This window comes from Fictibacillus sp. EA-CB0309 (genome assembly GCF_055814265.1).
Window position 1 is genome coordinate 1,118,228 of the sequence record NZ_CP169271.1, and the last position, 19,231, is coordinate 1,137,458.

A 19,231-nucleotide genomic window follows, 5' to 3' on the forward strand; every position below is an offset into this window, starting at 1 on the left:
GAAGAGGATCTAATAAAAGACCTGGAAGGCAAACTACTAATTCGCTTTTCTAGAATCATAACTCTTTTGTAAATGGGGCATTAAAAATATTAACTCCCCGTACTCGTAAAAGCTCTTAAACCTCTATTCCAAAACCAGTAAGCAACCACGCATGAAACGATAGCAACAACAGGCGTTAATAATGCAAGTTTTTCGAATCCTGATCCTTCAATAAAATAAGCAGCAGGATAGAACGCGGTAAATCCGTATGGGATGATCCATGTAAGCAAGTGACGAATGCCTTTATGGTAGATCGTTAAAGGATAGCGGGCAAAATCACTTAGATTGAAAATCGTCCACACGATCGGAAGACTGTCGACCATCCAAAAGGATAACGTTGCAAAGAAAAGATTAATCGCTACGAAAATAAAACCAGATGCAATAATCATGACAACAAGAATAAAGAACTCCAAAACTCCCCACGAAATATCCAGATGTGGCATGGCCGTACTGATTACGATAATGCCGATAAAAAGCTGTCCAAATCCGTCCTGCTGCAGTCGATCTGCGATAAAGTGGAACAACGGATTGATTGGTCGGATGAGGAGACGATCAAACTTTCCTGGTCTTATGTACTGCCACCCAAGCGTCCACAGATTATCAAAGAATATATGATGAATGGACCGGCCAGTAGCGGCAATTCCGTATATAAATAGAATTTCGTAAAACGTCCACCCGTTCAACTGATGAATATGATCGAACACAATTTTAACAAAGAAGATTCCCGCAAACTGCTGAAGCATAACCGACAAGACCCCAAGCAGAAAATCCATCCTATATTCCATCATTACTTTTAAATTTTGTTTGCAAAATAAATAATATAATTTCATGTACCTTGTCAACATGCACGTCACCTCCTAACCTCCAAAAATGGTTACCTTTTTCATTGCGATCGACCATAGAACTCTTAACAGAACAAAGAGTAAGACAGCCCAAAATACTTGCGATCCTAGAGCAAGCCATGCTTCTGTTCCCGTTAAGATGCCTGTGTAAATCGCTACCGGAACGTAGACCATTGCTTGAAACGGAAGGAATAGACTTATGGTTTGAAACCATTCAGGAAATAAAATAAGTGGAACAAGTGCTCCAGAAAAAACGAGATTACCGCTTCTTTCATCACTTCAAGCCCCCAAAGGTTAATGGTCCAAAAGCAAGAATGGCAATCAACAAATCAAAAAATGTTCCAATCCAAATGCCCATCAGTGCGCTGATTAAAAATAACAAACCGCCTTGCCACGTACTAGGCAGTGTAATATCCATAAAAAGAAACGCCAAAATGCCAAGAGGCAGTGCTCCACGTATAAAATGGATAATTTTGTCCCCCATATCCATCGCGATCAATCTGGTGATAAGGTGATAAGGACGCATAAGCTCGATGGCTACATTTCCGTCTTTTATGGTATGAGCAAGTTCTCGGCCCACACCTGAAACGAACATCTGTAAAAACATCGCGATAATGATGTACGTAATCATAGCATCAAAAGGCAGACCTTCTATTTCCGTACGGCTGCTATACACGGCTTTCCAAAAGAAATAAATAACAAGCATTCTTAAAAGAATTGAGAAGGTATTTGCCCAAAACCATGCGGAATAAGCAGCATTCACTTGCATCTGAACACGGGCAAACTCAATGTATTTCCTCATGCTGCACCTTACCTTTCATCCCTCTACGGTAGATCTCTTCAACAATTGTTTCGATTTTTGCATCGGTAATCGTCAAGTCTGCGACGGGGTAATGCTTCATCATACTGCTGATGACTTCCGCTCCTGAAATATCTTTGTTGCTGAACGAGACGGATACAACATGATGATCTTCATCTTTTCTTGGAATGATTTCAGCTAGTGATTTAATTTCTTCAGGCAATAATAGATCATTGATTGAATGCTCCAGCTCAAACTGGATAATACGCTTATCACCAAATTGCGTTTTTATGTCTTGAATGGATCCATCGTATATCACACTGCCATCGTCAATAATAATGATTCGCTGACAGATCTCCTCGATGTCTTGCATATCATGTGTGGTTAAAAGAACTGTTGTGCCGTACCTGGCGTTCATCTGTTTGATAAATGCGCGAATTCGAACCTTAACCGCAACGTCTAATCCAATTGTAGGTTCATCCAAGTACACGACTTTTGGACGATGCAAAAAAGCAGCAGCGAGTTCACAGCGCATTTTCTGTCCTAGCGATAGTTGTCTTACCGGAATTCTGAGCAATGGTTCTAAATGAAGGACATCAACGAATTCAGCTAACGTTTCTTCATATTGCTTTTGAGGGATCTCATAGATGTGTTTAAGCAGTTCGTAGCTTTCTCGAACCGGGATATCCCAGAATAATTGTGTCCGCTGACCGAAAACGGCACCTATATGGCTGGCGTTTTGTTTCCTATTTTCATAGGGAATGATTCCGTTTACTTTAACTTCGCCGGAGGTTGGTGTTAAAATGCCGGTTAGCATTTTTATCGTTGTGGATTTACCTGCTCCATTTGCCCCGATGTATCCTACCATTTCGCCTGCTTCAATGTGCATGTTGATTCCTTTTACAGCTTGTTTCGTTTCAAATTTTCTATGAAACAATGATTTTACGGCTCCTCTTAAACCAGGATCCCGTTTTGCGATTTTATAATGCTTTTCGAGTTTTTTTACAACGATCATGTGAAATCTCCTTAAAAATGAACACAAAAAAACCACAGACAAGCTCCTGCGGGTATGTGTGCATATAAAATTTTTAGCTCACGATTTGACGCGTCAGGTTTTAAAGGGATATGAAATTAGTTTGATTGTATGATGTAAATCCACATATTATCCCTCTCCTTTTGAAAACGTTTGCACGCGCATGGAATATACGCATTATACCGAAAATCATCGAATTTGTAAAATATATCCTTGTGTTTAATTTGAAAGCTTTTAGTTTAGTTGATTAAGTGTTTGGGAAAGTAGAGCTTATGTAGAGGTCAATAAATGAACCTAAAAAAGGAGGAAGAATATGTACGATTACAATGGCGTAACGGATTCGTGGATGGCTTACTTAGGAAGATTGCCAGATTTGCTTCTCGCTATTTTAGTTTTATTAATAGGCTGGCTTATCGCTTCTTTAGTGGCCAAAGCTGTCAAAAAAGCTCTTCACAAAACTGATTTTGACAATAAAGTTGCAAGGTGGATGAGACCTGATTCAGATGGGGAACACGTTGAACAAACAAGATCAAGTAAATATTCTTCTGAAGAAGTGATAAGTAAAGTCGTATTTTGGATTCTTATGGCAGTGGCGATTGTTATGTTCCTAAACATGCTTAGCCTTCCGTATGTCGCACAGCCGATCTCAAATGCTTTAGGTGTAATTGCAGCAGCGATTCCTAACCTATTAAAAGCAGCACTAATCGCAGCTGTTGCTTGGCTGATAGCATCTGGTTTATCTATTCTTGTAAAAAAATTAGGACAAAACACTGGTTTTGAAAGACTATTGCACCGCTGGAAGCTTACTCGTGATCCAAGTCAGTCTGATAAAGCCGTTATCTCAGCTTCAAAAGCAGTATTTTATCTTACCTTACTATTATTCCTGCCAGCTGTATTATCTGCTTTAGGAATTGATGCTATTTCTGAACCGTTAGAAGGCATGCTGACAGGATTCTTCGCTTTCTTACCAAAACTTCTTGGAGCAGCCATTATTCTTTTTGTTGGATGGCTTGTAGCTAAGATTGTTAAGGAAATTCTAGTAAACTTCTTACAAAGCATCGGAACCGATCGTTTAGCAGCTAAAATGGGGGCTGATCGCGCATTAGAAAAAACATCTCTTTCTCATCTAATTGGAACAATTGTATATGTATTTATCTTAATACCTGTTGTAATTTCTGCACTTGAAACACTGGACATCAACGGAATTTCTGGACCTGCAATTGGAATGTTAGGTCAAATCATGGACATGATTCCGAACATTATCGTAGCTATCATCTTAGTAGCTGTAGGATTATGGCTAGGTAAATGGGTGAAAAGAGCAGTTACTTCATTATTAGAACGAGTTGGATTCAATGGTATCTTTCACAAGATGGGACTTGGATCTCTTCATAAGTCCAATCAAACGTTCACGATCTCTGTGATCATTGGGTATGCCGCTCAGGTTGTTGTCGTATTGCTCTTTACAATTGAGGCACTGCAACTTGTAAACCTGGAAAGTTTAGTTAGTATTCTATCAGTTGTCCTCGCATATATCCCGATGGTGTTAACCGCAGTGTTGATACTAGGAATCGGATTCTATGCAGGAGACCTTGTAAAACGTGTTGTTCAAAGCATGGTAAAACAACAGGCAGAAGGAAAGCTGCTTGGTAACATTGCAAAGTATACAATTATTACGCTCGCGTTCTTCATGGCTCTGGATCAGCTTGGAGTAGCAAAAACAATCGTAAATGCTGCGTTCATTTTAATCTTAGGTGGATTCACACTTGCTTTTGGTCTTGCTTTTGGACTAGGTGGACGAGATGCCGCTGGTCGTACGCTGAATAAATGGGGACGACGAATGGAACAAACAACGATTGGAAGTCCTGACCCTGCAGAGTGGAAAGATAAGACATCTTTAAAAGATTTCCGTACAGATTCTTCAAAACAGCAAGATGTTTCAACAACTACTACGGATCTCAATAAGCCTCATACCATCGCAAAAGATAGACAGTTTAATCACTTGAACACACCAAGCGATGAGTTTGGCATCAACAAGAATGACCCAAAACGAAATGATTTTTAATCATTAATTAAATGTGAGAGAGAATGCAAATGACTCATAAAGGTGAACCTTAACCTTTGTGAGTCATTTTTCGTCGGTTAATTCATGTGTGCTGCCAAAAAATTATCGATTACAATTAACGTGAATATAATTGGAATAACGTGAAATTAAAAGAATTAACGTGAAAATAAATTGATTAACGTGAAAATAAATGAATTAACGTGAATATAATTTTATTTGTTCTATTGATACGAACAACAGTCCGTTTTTGTCTATTCCAGCAATACAATTAAGCTCTTAACTTTGAAGCTGTGGCTTGTATATTCCTTTTTGGTGCCAACATGTGTGAATAGAACTCTAAATTTACGGACAAGGTGATAAAAAACGAGAGGAGTCAGAAAAAATGCTACAGGCCGCTTTTTGGGGAGGAATAGCAGGTTCTGCTGTACTGCTAGGATGTTTTGCAGCACTCGCTTTTCATATTCCGAAAAAATGGACCGCTTGGGTCATGGCTTTTGGAACGGGCATATTAATAGGAGCTGTTTCCTTCGAACTATTAATAGAAGCAGTTGAACAGAGCAATTTACTGGTTACAGCCATTGGGTTTATTCTAGGTTCAACGATCTTTACAGTGATTAATAGTATTCTTGCAAAAAAGGTGGACACGAAAGAAAAAATCAGGAGATAAGAAAACAAAAGGGGTAGGTATGGCAATCTTCTTTGGTACTTTGCTTGATGCCATTCCTGAATCCGTTCTGATAGGAGCAAGCTTGATCGATCATAGTAAAGTAAGCTGGCTGCTCGTGGTTGCGATCTTCCTAAGCAACTTTCCTGAAGGGTTATCTAGCTCGATCGGATTATTAAAAGAAGGTTTTTCAAAACGAAAAATTATCGGCATGTGGATTTCCGTTTTTTTGATCTCTTCGCTAGCTGCTTTTCTTGGGTTTGTTTTTTAGAACAGGCATCTGTTGCTTCTTTATCGTTGATCGGTGCCTTTGCGGGAGGTGCCATCATGGCAATGGTTTCTTCTACGATGCTTCCGGAAGCACATGAGGATGCTGGTGTAGCTGTTGGTTTTATTACTTCGCTAGGTCTCTTATCCTCATTGGTCTTAACTCATTTTTCGTAAATATAGGCTTCTTGCTTAAAACTTTGTTGCTCTTGGAAGTGGTTGATCTCCGTTACAGGCCACTCGCTTTCCGCGGGGCGACCGGTGAGCCCCTTGCCGCTTTGCGCCTTAAAGGTCTCACCTGACCGTTCGTCCTAGCCTAGAGTCTCGGGCCTTTCACTACTATCAACTTTTCAATGAAGAGAACGGCAAATACTAAAGCAAAGAACGAAAGTAACAATCTATAAAAGAGCAAAATAAAAAACTTCGGCAATGCGAAGTTTTTTTATTTTTAAGGAAGATGCAGTGTTTTAATGTGCTGAATATTGATAAATACGGTCTCATTTCTCCCGATGGTTAACTGGATTTGACTATTATCCATTTTAACTAGCTTGCCGATTTTATTTGGATCGATTCCAAGATCAAAAATGACAAGCTTGTCTTCGTATTTTTTACACTGTTCCGAAAAGGTTCGGGCCAATGACATCTGAAAAGGCACCAAAGGTAATTCTTCATCGGAAAGGGTGTACGGCCTTTCGTTTACATGATAAGGTATAAGCCATTTTAGATGTTGCATAGGGACCAGCATGATTTTATAAACAGGTGAGTAAAAAATGAAGTAATCATTCATGATATTCGTGATATAGCCATGGATCGATTGATTGCTTGTAATAAAAACCTCTGAAAATAAACCTTTTGCGTTCATTAATACTTTTCTAAGAGAGTAGGATTCTTCCTCCGAACCGATAGGTAAACTTTCTGGTTTTTCTATCTCTGTTTCATAATCTGTGTTGTTTAAACGATGAATGTGCATTTTAGATACATATAAATATTGTTTACCGTCATAAATAACGATAATATCTGATCCAATATCGATCAGTATGCCGGTAATATTTTTTTACCGCTGATGGAGAGCTCGACTGTCTCTCCAATAAGTTTGTTGAAAATGCTCAATACAATCCTCCTATGAATGGAATATCCATTGTGTCTCATAAAACTATCTTTTACGATGCAAGCGAGCATCCTTTCTGTCTGTCACAAAGCATATAAAGTCCTGTTTTCCGAAGAAAACAGGACGATGCTTAAATTACAGTTTAAACCAGCCTTGTTGGCGAGGGTTCGCTAATTTTTTTGGTCCTTCACCGCAACATTTTTTTTCTTTTTCTTTTCTTCCATTGTTCACTGCTGGAAGAAGAGGATGATTCGTGTTTTTTATGTGAGGATTCTTTCTTATGAGAAGACTCTTTCTTATGAGAAGACTCTTTTTTATGAGAAGACTCTTTCTTTCCAGAAGACGAAGAAGATGAAGATGAAGAAGATTCTTTTTTGTCATCTTTATGAGAAGACTCTTTCTTATTATTAGAAGATTCCTTTTTGTGGGAACTGCTTTCCTCGTGGCATCCACCAACTTGGCTAAAGCTCTTAATATGCAAGATCGTTACGAAAATGATTTCATCGCCGCGAACTACTTCAATCGTGCTATTGTTTACTGCTACGAGGACACCTTCTACGCTGTCTGGACCTCCGCGGTTAATCTTAACTTTGTGGTTAATATAGTGTTTTAATACGTTGCAGAATGTATCTTTCGTGCATTTTTTTGAGTTATTCCAACAGCACAATTCATCTGCTTCAATAACAATTGCTTTTACATGATATAGCTGATAAAAGATTAATTCTTTATCTTTACGATCCTTGCCTTTGCCTTTACCCTTGCCTTTACCATCTTTATCAAATGATTCAATCGCTAGGAAGTCTTCGCCAACACAGACCAATCTCCCTACTCTTGATTCTGGGCCACCAGTATTAACACGGATTTTTTGACCCAATAATTTGCATAACTCTCTTGATGAAAGTTTGCTTGGACAGTTATTATTCTTCAAAAATATTTCCTCCTGATAATGATTTTGACTACTCTTGTCCATGCATTATATGTATCACCCTAGTGAAAAGGCATAGGCAACTTGTCTAAATTCTTAAAAATAGGTGCAAATTCGACCCATTTTTTCTTCTCTTTTCAAAAGACAAAATATCTTTTGCTTCACTTACCCAAGCTGGTATGTATATAATGTTGGAAGAAAAAGGAGGCGGATTATGATGGGATTCCTACAAAAAGAAATACACCTGTAATTCCACATATTCGCCGTTTACTAGTAAAGAACAGATGACGTATTGATTGTCATTTGTTCTTTTTTTGTGCATGAAGAAATGGAGGAGAAGCAGATGCGTTATAAACGAGTACTTATTAAACTAAGTGGCGGAGCCTCTGGCAGGCCAGCAGGGAACAGGATTTGATCATCTTTCTCTAAATCACATCGCAAAAGAAGTATTGTCAGTAATCGAAAAAGGCATTGAAGTTGCTATCGTGGTTGGGGGAGGGAACATATTCAGAGGTAATCTAGCAGAATATTGGGGAATTGAAAGGGTAGAAGCGGACCAGATCGGGACATTAGGAACTGTAATCAACAGCTTAATGCTTAGAGGTGTCTTGAAAAGTAAGATGGATCAAGATGTGAGAGTGATGAGTTCTGTTCCAATCAGTGCAGTAGCAGAGCCCTATATTCGCTTAAGAGCAGTTCATCACTTGAACAAAGGGTATGTTGTCATCTTTGCGGGAGGTAATGGTCAGCCTTATGTAACGACCGACTATCCAGCAGTTCAACGAGCACTGGAAATGAACTGTGACGCGATTCTTTGTGCGAAGCAAGGGGTAGATGGCGTGTATGACAGCGATCCTAATCGATTTAAGCAGGCGAGGAAGTACGCAACTTTACATTATGACGAAGCAATTCGAAATAATTTAAAAGTGATGGATCAATCTGCTCTCATTTTGGCACGTGATCATGGATTGCCGATTCATCTTTTTGATTTTAACCAAGAAGGTTCCTTCCTTAAGATTTGTACAGGTGAGGATGTTGGTACATTTATTAGTCATAATATTGAAACAGCCCTTGTTTAAAAAACGCTAAATCTGGGACTGAAACAATATCAATAGAGCTGAGTAGTAAGGCATTCCGGCGTACGTACGGAATGCTTTTTTGTATATTTCATGGGTTCTTTTCTCATATTAAGAAGTAGAAAAGAGGTGAAGGACATCATGATGAAATGGCTAAAAAAGAAGACAAAAGAGCAATCACATACGATCGATTTATCTAACAATACATACGGAAATATTCGAGAACTCATTGATAATGCTAAAGAATCTGCAGATTTTATCCATTATCCTCAAAAAACTGTCCATCACAATATTTTCATTTCCTATTATAAAGCGATGATCGATGGAGAACTTCTCCACCGTGATGTATTGCCTTATCTGATACACAACAAAGATTTTAAATCGATAAAAGACTTAAAAGATATCTTGCCGATTGAAAGTGTTACGATTACGAATGATGTAAAAGAGATTCAAAACAAACTACTTCGCGGTTTTATTGTGGTGCAATTCGGCGAATATGACGAAGAATGTGCGGTTATTCGTGCGGAAAACTTTTCAACAAATCGTCCTGTATCTGTTTCGGAAATTGAGTTTTCGGTTATCGGACCTAAAGAAGCATTTATCGAGAACTTAGACAGCAACTTGTATCTAATCAGAAGAAGACTACCCGTTCCAGAGCTGCGTTTTAAAGAGATTGTGATCGGTAAATTTTCTAAAACGCGTGTTATTATCGCTTACCTAGAAGGTGTAGCAGAAGAAGAGAATCTCAATACGGTTATGCAGAGGATTAAAGATATTGAACTAGAGATTATTCCAGACAGTTCTTATCTGGAACAGATCATATCTGATAACACCAAGTCCGTTTTTCCGCAGTTAATCACAACAGAACGACCAGACCGGGTAGTAGCCATGTTGAACTATGGACAGATCGCAATTCTTTCTGAAGGTTCTCCACAAGCTCTGTTAGGACCAACGGGTATTTCTGAATATTTTGCTTCACCAGAAGACTATTATTTATCATGGATACTGGGGTCACTTTTTCGATTCATACGCTTTATATCTGTTATTTTCTCAACGTTTGCTACGCCTCTTTATGTAGCTGTTCTAACGTTTCACTATCAGATGATTCCTAAAGATTTACTCGCTCCATTAATTTCATCTCGTGTGAATATTCCGTTTCCGCCTATATTAGAAGTTTTATTTCTAGAACTAACAATCGAATTACTACGAGAGGCTGGCGCACGGCTTCCGACAAAAGTCGGTCAAACACTCGGAATTGTCGGTGGTATTGTAATCGGTCAGGCATCTGTTGAAGCGGGATTAACGAGTAACATTTTGTTAATCATCGTTTCGTTATCGGCCCTAGCATCGTTTACAACACCAATTTATAAAATGGCAAATACAATTAGGATTCTGCGTTTTCCTTTTATCTTTTTTGCTGCATTATGGGGCGGGGTCGGTATTGTACTGGCTATGTCTTTTATCCTAGTACATCTTTTACGTTTAGAGTCATTTGGAAGACCTTATTTGCAGCCGATCTATCCACTGCGTCTGCTCGATATGACGGACACTGTCTTCAGGCTGCCTTATAATCGATTATTAAAACGCCCTATATCATTAGGAACGCAGCTTCCACCTAAAGATAAAATAAAAGAAATGAGAAAGAAGAAGGACATAGACGAATGATCACAAGGGGCAAAATACTTCTACTGTCGCTATTGTTGCTATTAGCTGGTTGCGTACCTAAACAGATCATTGACGAAGTACAGCTGATTCACTCGTTAGGTTTTGATGAGTTGCCGGATGAAAATATTAAGGGAACCATTACGTACCCCATATTTAATCCAGATGGCAATGTCCGAGTGGAAACTCTGTCAGCCGTTTCTCATACTAGCCGATTTATTCGGTCAAAATTGAATACTCAGTCACCTAAGACACTAACTACTGGCCAGCTGCGTATTGTCCTTTTTAATGACAGATTTGCCGAGAATGGCGTCTTGGAGATCGTTAATTCCCTTTACCGAGATCCTAACGTAGGAAACCGTTTATATTTAGCAGTTGTAAATGGTAGTACGAATAAACTGTTGACCTCAAATTACACGGCAGCACCTCTGCCGTCTATGTACATTACCGATATGCTTGAACAAAATATTAAAACTGAAAATTTACCAAAAACTAACCTGCATGTGTTTCTGTACAGCTATTATGGAGAAGGAATAGATCCTTTTTTACCCATCATCCGAGCCAAAAATAAAGCGATTCAATTAGAAGGTGTCGCCCTCTTTAGAGGTGATAAATATGTAGGTAAACTAAACCATAAAGAGTCATTTGCGTTTAAAGTGCTCTTGGATGGGTCCAAGACGGGACATTATGAGGTAGAGCTCAAAAAAGGAAAAAGAAAAGGGCACGCCGTTGTTCGAAACATAAAAGGAACTACAACATACAAAGTGAAAAAGTGAATGGTGTTCCTCAGTTTGACGTTAAAATGAAGATTCTTGGAGAAGTACATGAGTATCCACATTGGTTGAACCTAGAGGAAATCTCTAATCTTAAATTAATTGAGAAAACATTTAAGAATTCAGTAGATAAAGAAGCGAAGACGATTATTAAAAAATTTCAACGTTTAAAAGTTGATCCACTTGGTTTTGGAGATCAAGTTAGAAGACGTGAAAAAGGTTGGGACTATAAAGAGTTCGAAAAACAATATCCTGATATAAAGATTAATGTAACAACAAAAGTGGAAATTGTTGAATCAGGTGTCATAGAATAACGTATAAGAACAGCTGTCCCCATATGGGGACAGCTGTTTGTTTTTTGTTGGTATTCAGCGGACAAAAAAACAAATGGATGGCGAATAGTTATATGGTTATTCCTTTATTGAATAGCGAGTTTAAAGGGGGCAATTGATTTGAAAACAACAGATGAGAAAATTAAACTTCGCAATCATTGGTTCAAAATTATTTTAATCAGTCTATTTTCACTAGTATTCATGTTTAAAATTGTTGTAACAAAATTCACTTTTGATTTTTCCGATATGCTGGCATTCATTTTAGCCATTTTCGCAATCGGTATTTGCAGCTTGTTTTATGTAAAAGTGAACGAGGCTCTGCAAGCTTTTGGATCAGCAGGGAAATCTGTACTGCCGATTCCTGCTAAAATGCAGCCAGATCTAGTAGAACAAGAAGAGCACGAAGCTGAAGTTCAAGAAGAAACGTTAACTGAGAAAGAAGCAGAAGATCTTGAACGCGTATTACTATCACATGAAGAACAAGTAAAACGAATGAAACAAGTACAAAGGGAAATCACAAATCGCTTAATAACAGAAGATTTACATGAAGAGGACAAGAGAGATTACATAGACTACCTGCTTCAAAAAGAAAAAGAAATCATGTTAGCTAAGCAAGAAATCGTACGGATTACTTCATTATTAGAACATGAAGATCAACATGAGGACACAGACGAAGATTTTTACGAACAAGAGAATCCAACAGATGAATACATAGATGAAGATACGGCTCAAACGGCAAACGCAAAAGACATCGTACAACTATTAGGTAAAGAGTTTGTCTTAAACGCTAGCCTGGAGCAATTTAATCATAAAATGAGAGAGATTCAACATTCGATAACCATTGAAACAGCGAATCAACTAAAAGAGGATGGCTTAATTGATCCATATTTCAACGTTACGCGCAAAGGTTTAAAGGAATTTAGGCGTGCTGCAAGAAAATTCAGCTACGGTGACGGTGTGAAGTTTTTATCTAAAGTCGTTCAAAGGGGCAATCGTTAATTTAACAAAATTCCTTTTGGGAGTAGTTGATTTCCGTTTCAGATGCTCGCTTTACGCGGGGCAGGCGGTGAGCCACATTTGTTCGTTGCACTCTTAAGTGTCTCACCTACCCGCCTGTCCTAGCCGAGAGTCTCGCATCTTCCACTCCAATCAACTTGGCATTGCAGTCTTATAACAAACCGATCCAAAAGCAACAATCTATTGGTAAAGAGCTTTGTAACAAATGCTTATAAGCTAATTCCGTGTCGTTACAAAAAACGTCACAGGAATTAGCTTTTTCTTTTTTTGGGGAATTCGTCATATTGTCAATCTTAATTTTTTCGCCGTTTGCGTTTCCCTGCTACAATAGACATAGATTGTTGTGAAGGAGATTGTTACATGTTTATTGTTGCTAAGGCGATGCTATATTTATGTTTTGCAATTCTAATGGGAGCATTTATTCTGTATGCTGTTCCACATACAAAGCGTCCTGAGATCCGTCTTTCAAAAAAGGCGCTCTTAGTTCTCATCGCGTTAATACCGCTATTTGGTATAGGTGAACTTGTAAGGCTTACCATGTATTTAGGAGAGGATCTAGGCTATTGGGTTACTTTCCAAAACATTGTATTTAGTTTTGAAGTAGGAAAAGGATGGCTGTTTTTAACGGGAATATCCATATTGTTGTTCTTTATGGTGTTATTTAATGACATAGAAGAGGACAGATTTTTTGCAGGTTTATCTCTGTTTTTACTAGCAGGAATGGGTATTTCAGTTGGCTATTCCAGTCATGCTGCAAGTTTAGAGTCTTTAGGATTTTTAGCACACACACTTCATTTTCTTGCTGTGATTACATGGTCTGGTGTATTGCTGGTGACCGGTTTTTTCAGTAGAGGTGAAGGTCCTACATTGTCATTTTACAAATGGTTTACGCCATTGGCGCTTCTCTGTTTGTTCACCGTTATTGGCGCTGGATTATGGTTAATGTCATATATCGTGCCTGAATATGTGAACGGATATTTGCTGGATTATGGTCAAGCTTTATTAATCAAACATATTCTTTTGTTTATTATCGTATTTTATAGCTTAATTAACGGTGTTTGGTTAAAAAAGAAGATAAAAGAAGGAGCAAATGCTTTAACTTTATTAAAGTGGATTAAAGCAGAAGGTATTGTATTGTTTTTGGCTTTTGTGACGACTGCTGTTATGAGTCAGCAGACACCTCCTCACGATGTAGCAGAAACGCTCCAGATGCAGGAACCGTCCAAGTTATTTACTTTTGTTACGGGATTAATTCCTGGTGAGAACCCAGCACTATCATTTGGATTCTCATTGATGAGCATCGTCTGGCTGGCGTTTGCTGCCTTGCTTATTTCGGCTATATTTATCAGCATTAAACGAAACAGAAGTATTGCACTAGTTGTTACAGCCTCTGTTCTTGCCGCAAGCGCGATCTATTTAGCGGTTATGTCTTCTTTATCTCTATAAAAGTTTGTTAACTAAAGGTTTATACTTTTGTATCATTGAGACTGTTCATTCTCTAATCTACTTTGAAAAGTTGATTGGAGTGGTGCTAGACTCCTGCGGGACGAGCGGTCAGGTGAGACCCTTAAGGCGCAAAGCGGCAAGGGGGCTCACCGGTCGCCCCGCGGAAAGCGAGCATCTGAAACGGAAATTAACCACTTCCAAGAGCAACAAATTTTGCGAAAACAGCTTTAATCATGAGCACCGCAAAGTACAAAAATAAATATAATGAAACGAGAGCAGTCTAAAGGGCTGTTTTTTTACAGTCAAAAATATTTTTAATTTTGAAAAATCGACAATATTCGCAAAAAGAATGATATATTTAAAGCGGTTACATCATAGAAAGAATTTAACCAATCTTTTTTAATTTTTAAGGGTACTAGGGGTAATTGGATTGGAACAACTTATGCGCAATTTTTTCTTATTTCTTGCTAAAAATAAATCGTTAACAAACCTTGCGAAAAGATACGGTCTTCGTTTCGGTGCAGGTCGTTTCGTAGCAGGAGCAACACTTGAAAGCTCTATTTCTGCTATTAAGCGACTGAATGAAAAAGGAATGCCAGTAACGATCGACCATCTTGGTGAATTTGTTGACAACGAACGAGAAGCTGCAGAAATGACCGAGCATTGCATTCAAGCAATCAAAGCAATCAGCAAAGAAAAGCTTGATTCACAGCTTTCTCTAAAAATGACTTCCATGGGATTGGATATTAGTGATGAACTTGTTCTAAGCAACATGAGAAAAATTATGGATGCCGCACAAAAACATAATGTTTTCATTACGATTGATATGGAAGACTATTCTCGTTGTGAGAAGACATTAGAAATCTTTAAACTATTAAAGAGTGAATATGATAATATCTCAACGGTTATCCAGGCTTATTTGTACCGTTCTTTAGAAGATGTACAAATCTTGGATGAGTACCATCCGAACTTGCGTCTAGTTAAGGGTGCTTACAAAGAGCCGCAAACTGTCGCATACCCAGAGAAGAGTGATGTGGATAATAACTTTAAAAAGTTGATTGAAACACACCTTCTAAATGGTAACTATACAGCAATCGCAACTCATGATGACGAGATCATCCAATATACAAAAGATTTAGTTGAAAAGCACAACATTCCGTATGATCAATTCGAATTTCAAATGTTATATGGAATCCGTGTAGAGCGACAAGATCAATTGATGCAAGAAGGCTACAAAATGCGAATTTATGTGCCATACGGAAACGACTGGTACGGCTATTTCATGAGACGTCTAGCAGAACGCCCAGCGAATGTAGTGTTTGTGCTTAAAGGTGTGTTCGGTAAATAAGATAGAAACAAAAAAAGGAACCTTGATGGGGTTCTTTTTTTGTTGCCAAAAGCAGAAATAAGCTAGGGTCTGTCCCGGGACAGACCCCTAGCTAAAAATTTTACGAAATTAAAAGAAATAGTTCTCAACTATTGCTAAAATTCTGAATATATTTTATATTGGGTATAGGCTGATTAATTTTTTTATGGATAAAAAATGAATGAGTATTCATTCAATAAAGGAGGAAGACTATTTTGTCTCGTGAAATCCGAAAAGCTGCCGTTCTGGGTTCTGGTGTAATGGGATCAGGCATAGCCGCTCACCTAGCAAACGTCGGAATACCAACATTACTATTGGATATTGTACCGCCTTCTTTAAGTGAAGAGGAAAAAGCGAAGGGGATCACTGAAGATCATCCAGCTTTCCGAAACAAATTTACACTATCTGCTACACAAAAGTTATTGAAACAAAAGCCGGCTCCACTGGCAGTAAAAGAAAACTTAGAATTAATCTCCATTGGGAACTTAACGGATGATCTTGAAAAACTGAAAGATGTTGACTGGATTATCGAAGTTGTAGTGGAACGTTTAGATGTAAAACAGAAGCTTTTTGAAAAAGTAGATCAATACCGCAAGCCGGGGAGCATCATCACTTCAAATACTTCTGGTATCTCCATTCGTGCCATGGCTGAAGGACGATCAGAAGATTTCAAAGCGAATTTCTTAGGCACACATTTTTTCAATCCGCCAAGATATTTAAAGCTTCTTGAGATCATTCCTACAGAAGATACAAAACCAGAAGTTGTTCAATTTATGCGTAACTTCGGTGAGAACGTACTTGGAAAAGGTGTTGTTGAAGCAAAAGATACACCAAACTTTATCGCAAACCGCATCGGAACATACGGACTGATGGTGACGATGCAAGAAATGCTGAAACAAGGATACAGCGTCGGTGAAGTTGATTCGGTTACAGGTCCACTGATCGGCCGTCCAAAATCAGCTACGTTTAGAACGCTTGATGTTGTTGGCCTTGATACGTTCCTTCACGTAGCACGCAATGTTTACGAACAAGTCGACGGTAAAGAAAAGAAGTATTTGAGATTCCTGACTTCCTAAATGAAATGGTTGATAAAGGGTGGACAGGAAGTAAGACAGGTCAAGGGTTTTATTTAAAACAAAGAAGTAAAGCGGGCAGCGAGATTCTAGAATTGGATCCTGCAACATTGGAATACAAGCCGCGCTCTAAGATGAAAACAGCAACACTTGAAGCTGCGAAACAAATGAAAACAACGAACCAAAAAGTGAAAGCGCTTTTATACAGTGATGATCGAGCAGGGAAATTGCTTTGGGACATCATCAAACCGGTTCTCCTCTACTCAGCAGAAAAATGTTATGAGATCGCAGATGATCTTGTTGCGATTGATCAGGCGATGAAATGGGGATTCGGCTGGGAACATGGTCCATTTGAGATCTGGGATGCGATCGGACTTCCAGAATCAGTAGAACGAATGAAAGCAGAAGGGGAAACAATTCCAGTGTGGGTTGAGGAACTTCTTCAATCAGAGAAGACTTCATTTTACACAAAGACAGAAGGCGATAAATCCTATTACCATCACGGAAGATATCTCCCTGTTGAAGAAAACAAAAAAGTAGTCCACTTAAGCCGTTTAAAAGAAAAAGGAAATGTGATTACGAAGAACGGTGGAGCTACTTTAATTGATCTTGGCGATGATGTAGCAGGTCTGGAGTTCACTTCTCCAAACAATGCAATCGGACCTGAAATCATTATGATGCTTCATCAGGCGATCGATGAAGTAGAAAAGAACTACAAAGGGCTAGTGATCGGGAACCAAGGCAAGAACTTCTGTGTTGGCGCAAACTTAATGCTTATTTTAATGGAAGCACAAGATGACAACTTCTTTGAACTGGATATGATGGTCCGTCAATTCCAGCAAGCGATGGCAAGAGTTCGCTATAGTGCTAGACCTGTTGTTGCAGCTAACTTCGGAATGACACTCGGGGGTGGCGTTGAGGTATCACTTCCAGCTGCAAGACTGCAGATGTCATCTGAAACGTATATGGGTCTCGTTGAAACAGGAGTTGGCTTGATTCCAGGCGGAGGAGGAAACAAGGAATTGTACCTTCGTCTTTTAGAACAGCTGCCAGAAGGATCGAAAGGTGATCTGCAAAAAGTAGCAAATCAAGCGTTCGAAACGATTGCGATGGCTAAAGTATCAACTTCTGCTCAAGAAGCTAGAAAGTTAGGCTTTTTACGAAAAGAAGACAGCATCTCAGTGAACGGCGATCATCTTTTACATGATGCCAAAACGCAAGTACTCGCTCTAGCTGAGCTTGGATACACACCACCTGTTAAAAAGAAAATCCCTGTTGTTGGTGAAGCCGGATACGCAACACTTGCACTAGGTGCTCAAACAATGCAATTCAGTCAATACATTTCAGAGCATGATCTGAAAATCGCTAAAAAATTAGCCTTTGTTCTAGCTGGAGGAAGAGTGCCTGAAGGAACATTGGTAGATGAACAATATTTGCTTGATCTTGAAAGAGAAGCGTTCCTAAGTCTAGCTGGAGAACCGAAGAGCCAGGCAAGAATGCAACACATGCTTGTAAAAGGCAAGCCGCTAAGAAACTAAGGGGGAAGAATTCAATGTTAAAAGAGGCAGTAATTGTAGCAGGTGCTAGAACAGCGGTTGGTAAAGCGAAAAAAGGTTCTTTTGCACATATGAGACCAGACGAACTGGCTGCGGTAACGATTAAAGAAACGTTGAAGCGTGCAGGTGATTATAACGGTGAGATCGATGACTTGATCATCGGATGTGCTGTTCCTGAAGCAGAACAAGGCATGAACATGGCTCGTTTGATCGGTGCTAGAGCAGGATTGCCTGAAACGGTGCCGGCTATTACAATCAACCGTTTCTGTTCATCAGGTCTGCAAAGTATTGCATATGGCGCTGAAAAAATCATGTTAGGTGCAGCAGAAGCCATCCTTGCTGGCGGAGCTGAATCCATGAGTCTTGTTCCTGTAGTGGGGCACGTTGTAAAGCCGAACCCGTACTTAGTTGAAACGGTTCCTCAATATTATATGGGTATGGGTCATACAGCTGAAGAAGTTGCGAGACGCTTTGGCATCTCAAGACAAGATCAAGATGAATTTGCGGTACGCAGTCACCAAAAAGCAGCTGCTGCGATAAAAGATGGCAAATTTAACGATGAAATCGTTCCTGTACATGTGATGAAACGCTGGCTCGATGAGCAATCCAAGCTTGTTGAAAAAGAAATTGCTGTTTCAATCGACGAGGGTGTTCGCCCTGGAACAACGCTTGATGTTCTCGGTAAGCTGCGTCCAGCGTTTACTCCTACGGGTTCTGTAACAGCAGGTAACTCCTCACAAACAAGTGATGGAGCGGCAACGGTTCTTGTCATGAACAGAGAAAAAGCGGAGGCAGAAGGACTTACTCCACTATTGAAGTTCCGTTCTTTTGCTGTAGCTGGAGTAGCTCCTGACATTATGGGAGTCGGACCTGTAGCTGCTATCCCTAAGGCTTTGAAGATGGCGGGATTAGAGCTATCGGACATCGGATTATTCGAGTTGAATGAAGCCTTTGCTTCACAAAGCGTTCAAGTGATTCGTGAACTGAACCTTCCAGAAGACAAGGTAAACGTGAATGGTGGAGCGATTGCACTTGGTCATCCTCTTGGATGTTCAGGAACAAAACTAACGCTTACACTGTTACATGAGATGAAGCGCCGCAACGAACAGTTTGGGGTTGTAACGATGTGCATCGGCGGCGGAATGGGTGCGGCTGGCGTATTTGAACTAGTAGGATAATAAGGAGGAGAAA

At 39.3% G+C, this 19,231-nt stretch carries 16 protein-coding genes and 2 pseudogenes; 12 read left to right on the forward strand and 6 right to left on the reverse strand.

All coding sequences use genetic code 11. The features are described 5' to 3' along the window. Positions 1-89: 89 nt before the first annotated feature. From ACEWFH_RS06185 to ACEWFH_RS06200, 4 genes are read right to left on the reverse strand one after another with little or no spacing between them, the layout of a single operon-like run. Entirely contained in the window at positions 90-884 is a 795-nt protein-coding gene (locus ACEWFH_RS06185; RefSeq protein WP_473726540.1) for an ABC transporter permease, read from the reverse strand. Positions 885-896: 12 nt separating this feature from the next. Continuing rightward, the gene (locus ACEWFH_RS06190) at positions 897-1,109 is read right to left on the reverse strand and encodes an ABC-2 family transporter protein (RefSeq protein WP_473727229.1); all 213 of its coding nucleotides are present in this window, start codon (positions 1,107-1,109) and stop codon (positions 897-899) included. A 46-nt stretch (positions 1,110-1,155) separates the two neighbouring features. Continuing rightward, positions 1,156-1,683, reverse strand: a complete 528-nt coding sequence (locus ACEWFH_RS06195) for an ABC transporter permease (protein ID WP_473726541.1) — start codon at positions 1,681-1,683, stop codon at positions 1,156-1,158. Further along, entirely contained in the window at positions 1,667-2,695 is a 1,029-nt protein-coding gene (locus tag ACEWFH_RS06200; RefSeq protein ID WP_473726542.1) for an ABC transporter ATP-binding protein, read from the reverse strand. Before ACEWFH_RS06200 ends, ACEWFH_RS06195 begins: the two co-directional genes overlap by 17 nt. 331 nt (positions 2,696-3,026) lie before the next feature. Here ACEWFH_RS06200 and ACEWFH_RS06205 point away from each other — a divergent pair, with 331 nt between their 5' ends. The 3 genes from ACEWFH_RS06205 to ACEWFH_RS06215 all read left to right on the forward strand — a co-directional run bounded on the left by ACEWFH_RS06205 (position 3,027) and on the right by ACEWFH_RS06215 (position 5,710). Further along, positions 3,027-4,775 carry a mechanosensitive ion channel gene (locus ACEWFH_RS06205; RefSeq protein ID WP_473726543.1) on the forward strand — a complete coding sequence of 583 codons (1,749 nt, stop codon included), beginning with the start codon at positions 3,027-3,029 and terminating at the stop codon, positions 4,773-4,775. Positions 4,776-5,157: 382 nt separating this feature from the next. Continuing rightward, on the forward strand, positions 5,158-5,442 hold the full coding sequence (locus ACEWFH_RS06210) for a hypothetical protein (RefSeq protein WP_473726544.1): 285 nt from the start codon (positions 5,158-5,160) through the stop codon (positions 5,440-5,442). Between the two features lie 19 nt (positions 5,443-5,461). After that, the gene (locus ACEWFH_RS06215; RefSeq protein ID WP_473726545.1) at positions 5,462-5,710 is read left to right on the forward strand and encodes a hypothetical protein; all 249 of its coding nucleotides are present in this window, start codon (positions 5,462-5,464) and stop codon (positions 5,708-5,710) included. A gap of 444 nt (positions 5,711-6,154) precedes the next feature. Here ACEWFH_RS06215 and ACEWFH_RS06220 read toward each other — a convergent pair whose 3' ends face one another. Next, positions 6,155-6,676: a DUF2642 domain-containing protein gene (locus ACEWFH_RS06220; RefSeq protein WP_473726546.1), complete on the reverse strand. Its 522-nt coding sequence runs from the start codon at positions 6,674-6,676 to the stop codon at positions 6,155-6,157. Positions 6,677-7,001: 325 nt separating this feature from the next. After that, positions 7,002-7,742: a hypothetical protein gene (locus ACEWFH_RS06225; protein ID WP_473726547.1), complete on the reverse strand. Its 741-nt coding sequence runs from the start codon at positions 7,740-7,742 to the stop codon at positions 7,002-7,004. A 340-nt stretch (positions 7,743-8,082) separates the two neighbouring features. On the opposite strand from ACEWFH_RS06225, the pseudogene pyrH reads away from it, so the two are divergent. From pyrH to ACEWFH_RS06270, 9 genes and pseudogenes are all read left to right on the forward strand, one after another. Next, positions 8,083-8,818: pseudogene (gene pyrH, locus ACEWFH_RS06230) on the forward strand (UMP kinase). A 138-nt stretch (positions 8,819-8,956) separates the two neighbouring features. Beyond that, complete coding sequence (locus tag ACEWFH_RS06235; RefSeq protein WP_473726548.1) at positions 8,957-10,480, forward strand: spore germination protein; 1,524 nt, start codon at positions 8,957-8,959, stop codon at positions 10,478-10,480. Beyond that, complete coding sequence (locus tag ACEWFH_RS06240) at positions 10,477-11,253, forward strand: Ger(x)C family spore germination protein (protein ID WP_473726549.1); 777 nt, start codon at positions 10,477-10,479, stop codon at positions 11,251-11,253. The genes ACEWFH_RS06235 and ACEWFH_RS06240 overlap by 4 nt, the downstream gene beginning before the upstream one ends. After that, positions 11,250-11,564: a Ger(x)C family spore germination C-terminal domain-containing protein gene (locus ACEWFH_RS06245; protein ID WP_473726550.1), complete on the forward strand. Its 315-nt coding sequence runs from the start codon at positions 11,250-11,252 to the stop codon at positions 11,562-11,564. The genes ACEWFH_RS06240 and ACEWFH_RS06245 overlap by 4 nt, the downstream gene beginning before the upstream one ends. Before the next feature lie 138 nt (positions 11,565-11,702). Further along, a complete protein-coding gene (locus ACEWFH_RS06250; protein WP_473726551.1) occupies positions 11,703-12,581 on the forward strand; it encodes a hypothetical protein in 879 nt (292 codons plus the stop codon). A 378-nt stretch (positions 12,582-12,959) separates the two neighbouring features. Then, positions 12,960-14,045 carry a copper resistance D family protein gene (locus ACEWFH_RS06255; RefSeq protein ID WP_473726552.1) on the forward strand — a complete coding sequence of 362 codons (1,086 nt, stop codon included), beginning with the start codon at positions 12,960-12,962 and terminating at the stop codon, positions 14,043-14,045. Positions 14,046-14,475: 430 nt separating this feature from the next. Beyond that, positions 14,476-15,393: a proline dehydrogenase family protein gene (locus ACEWFH_RS06260; RefSeq protein WP_473726553.1), complete on the forward strand. Its 918-nt coding sequence runs from the start codon at positions 14,476-14,478 to the stop codon at positions 15,391-15,393. Positions 15,394-15,671: 278 nt separating this feature from the next. Continuing rightward, positions 15,672-18,022 (forward strand): annotated as a pseudogene (locus tag ACEWFH_RS06265) (3-hydroxyacyl-CoA dehydrogenase/enoyl-CoA hydratase family protein). Between the two features lie 14 nt (positions 18,023-18,036). Further along, positions 18,037-19,218 carry an acetyl-CoA C-acetyltransferase gene (locus ACEWFH_RS06270; protein WP_473726554.1) on the forward strand — a complete coding sequence of 394 codons (1,182 nt, stop codon included), beginning with the start codon at positions 18,037-18,039 and terminating at the stop codon, positions 19,216-19,218. Positions 19,219-19,231: the final 13 nt, after the last annotated feature.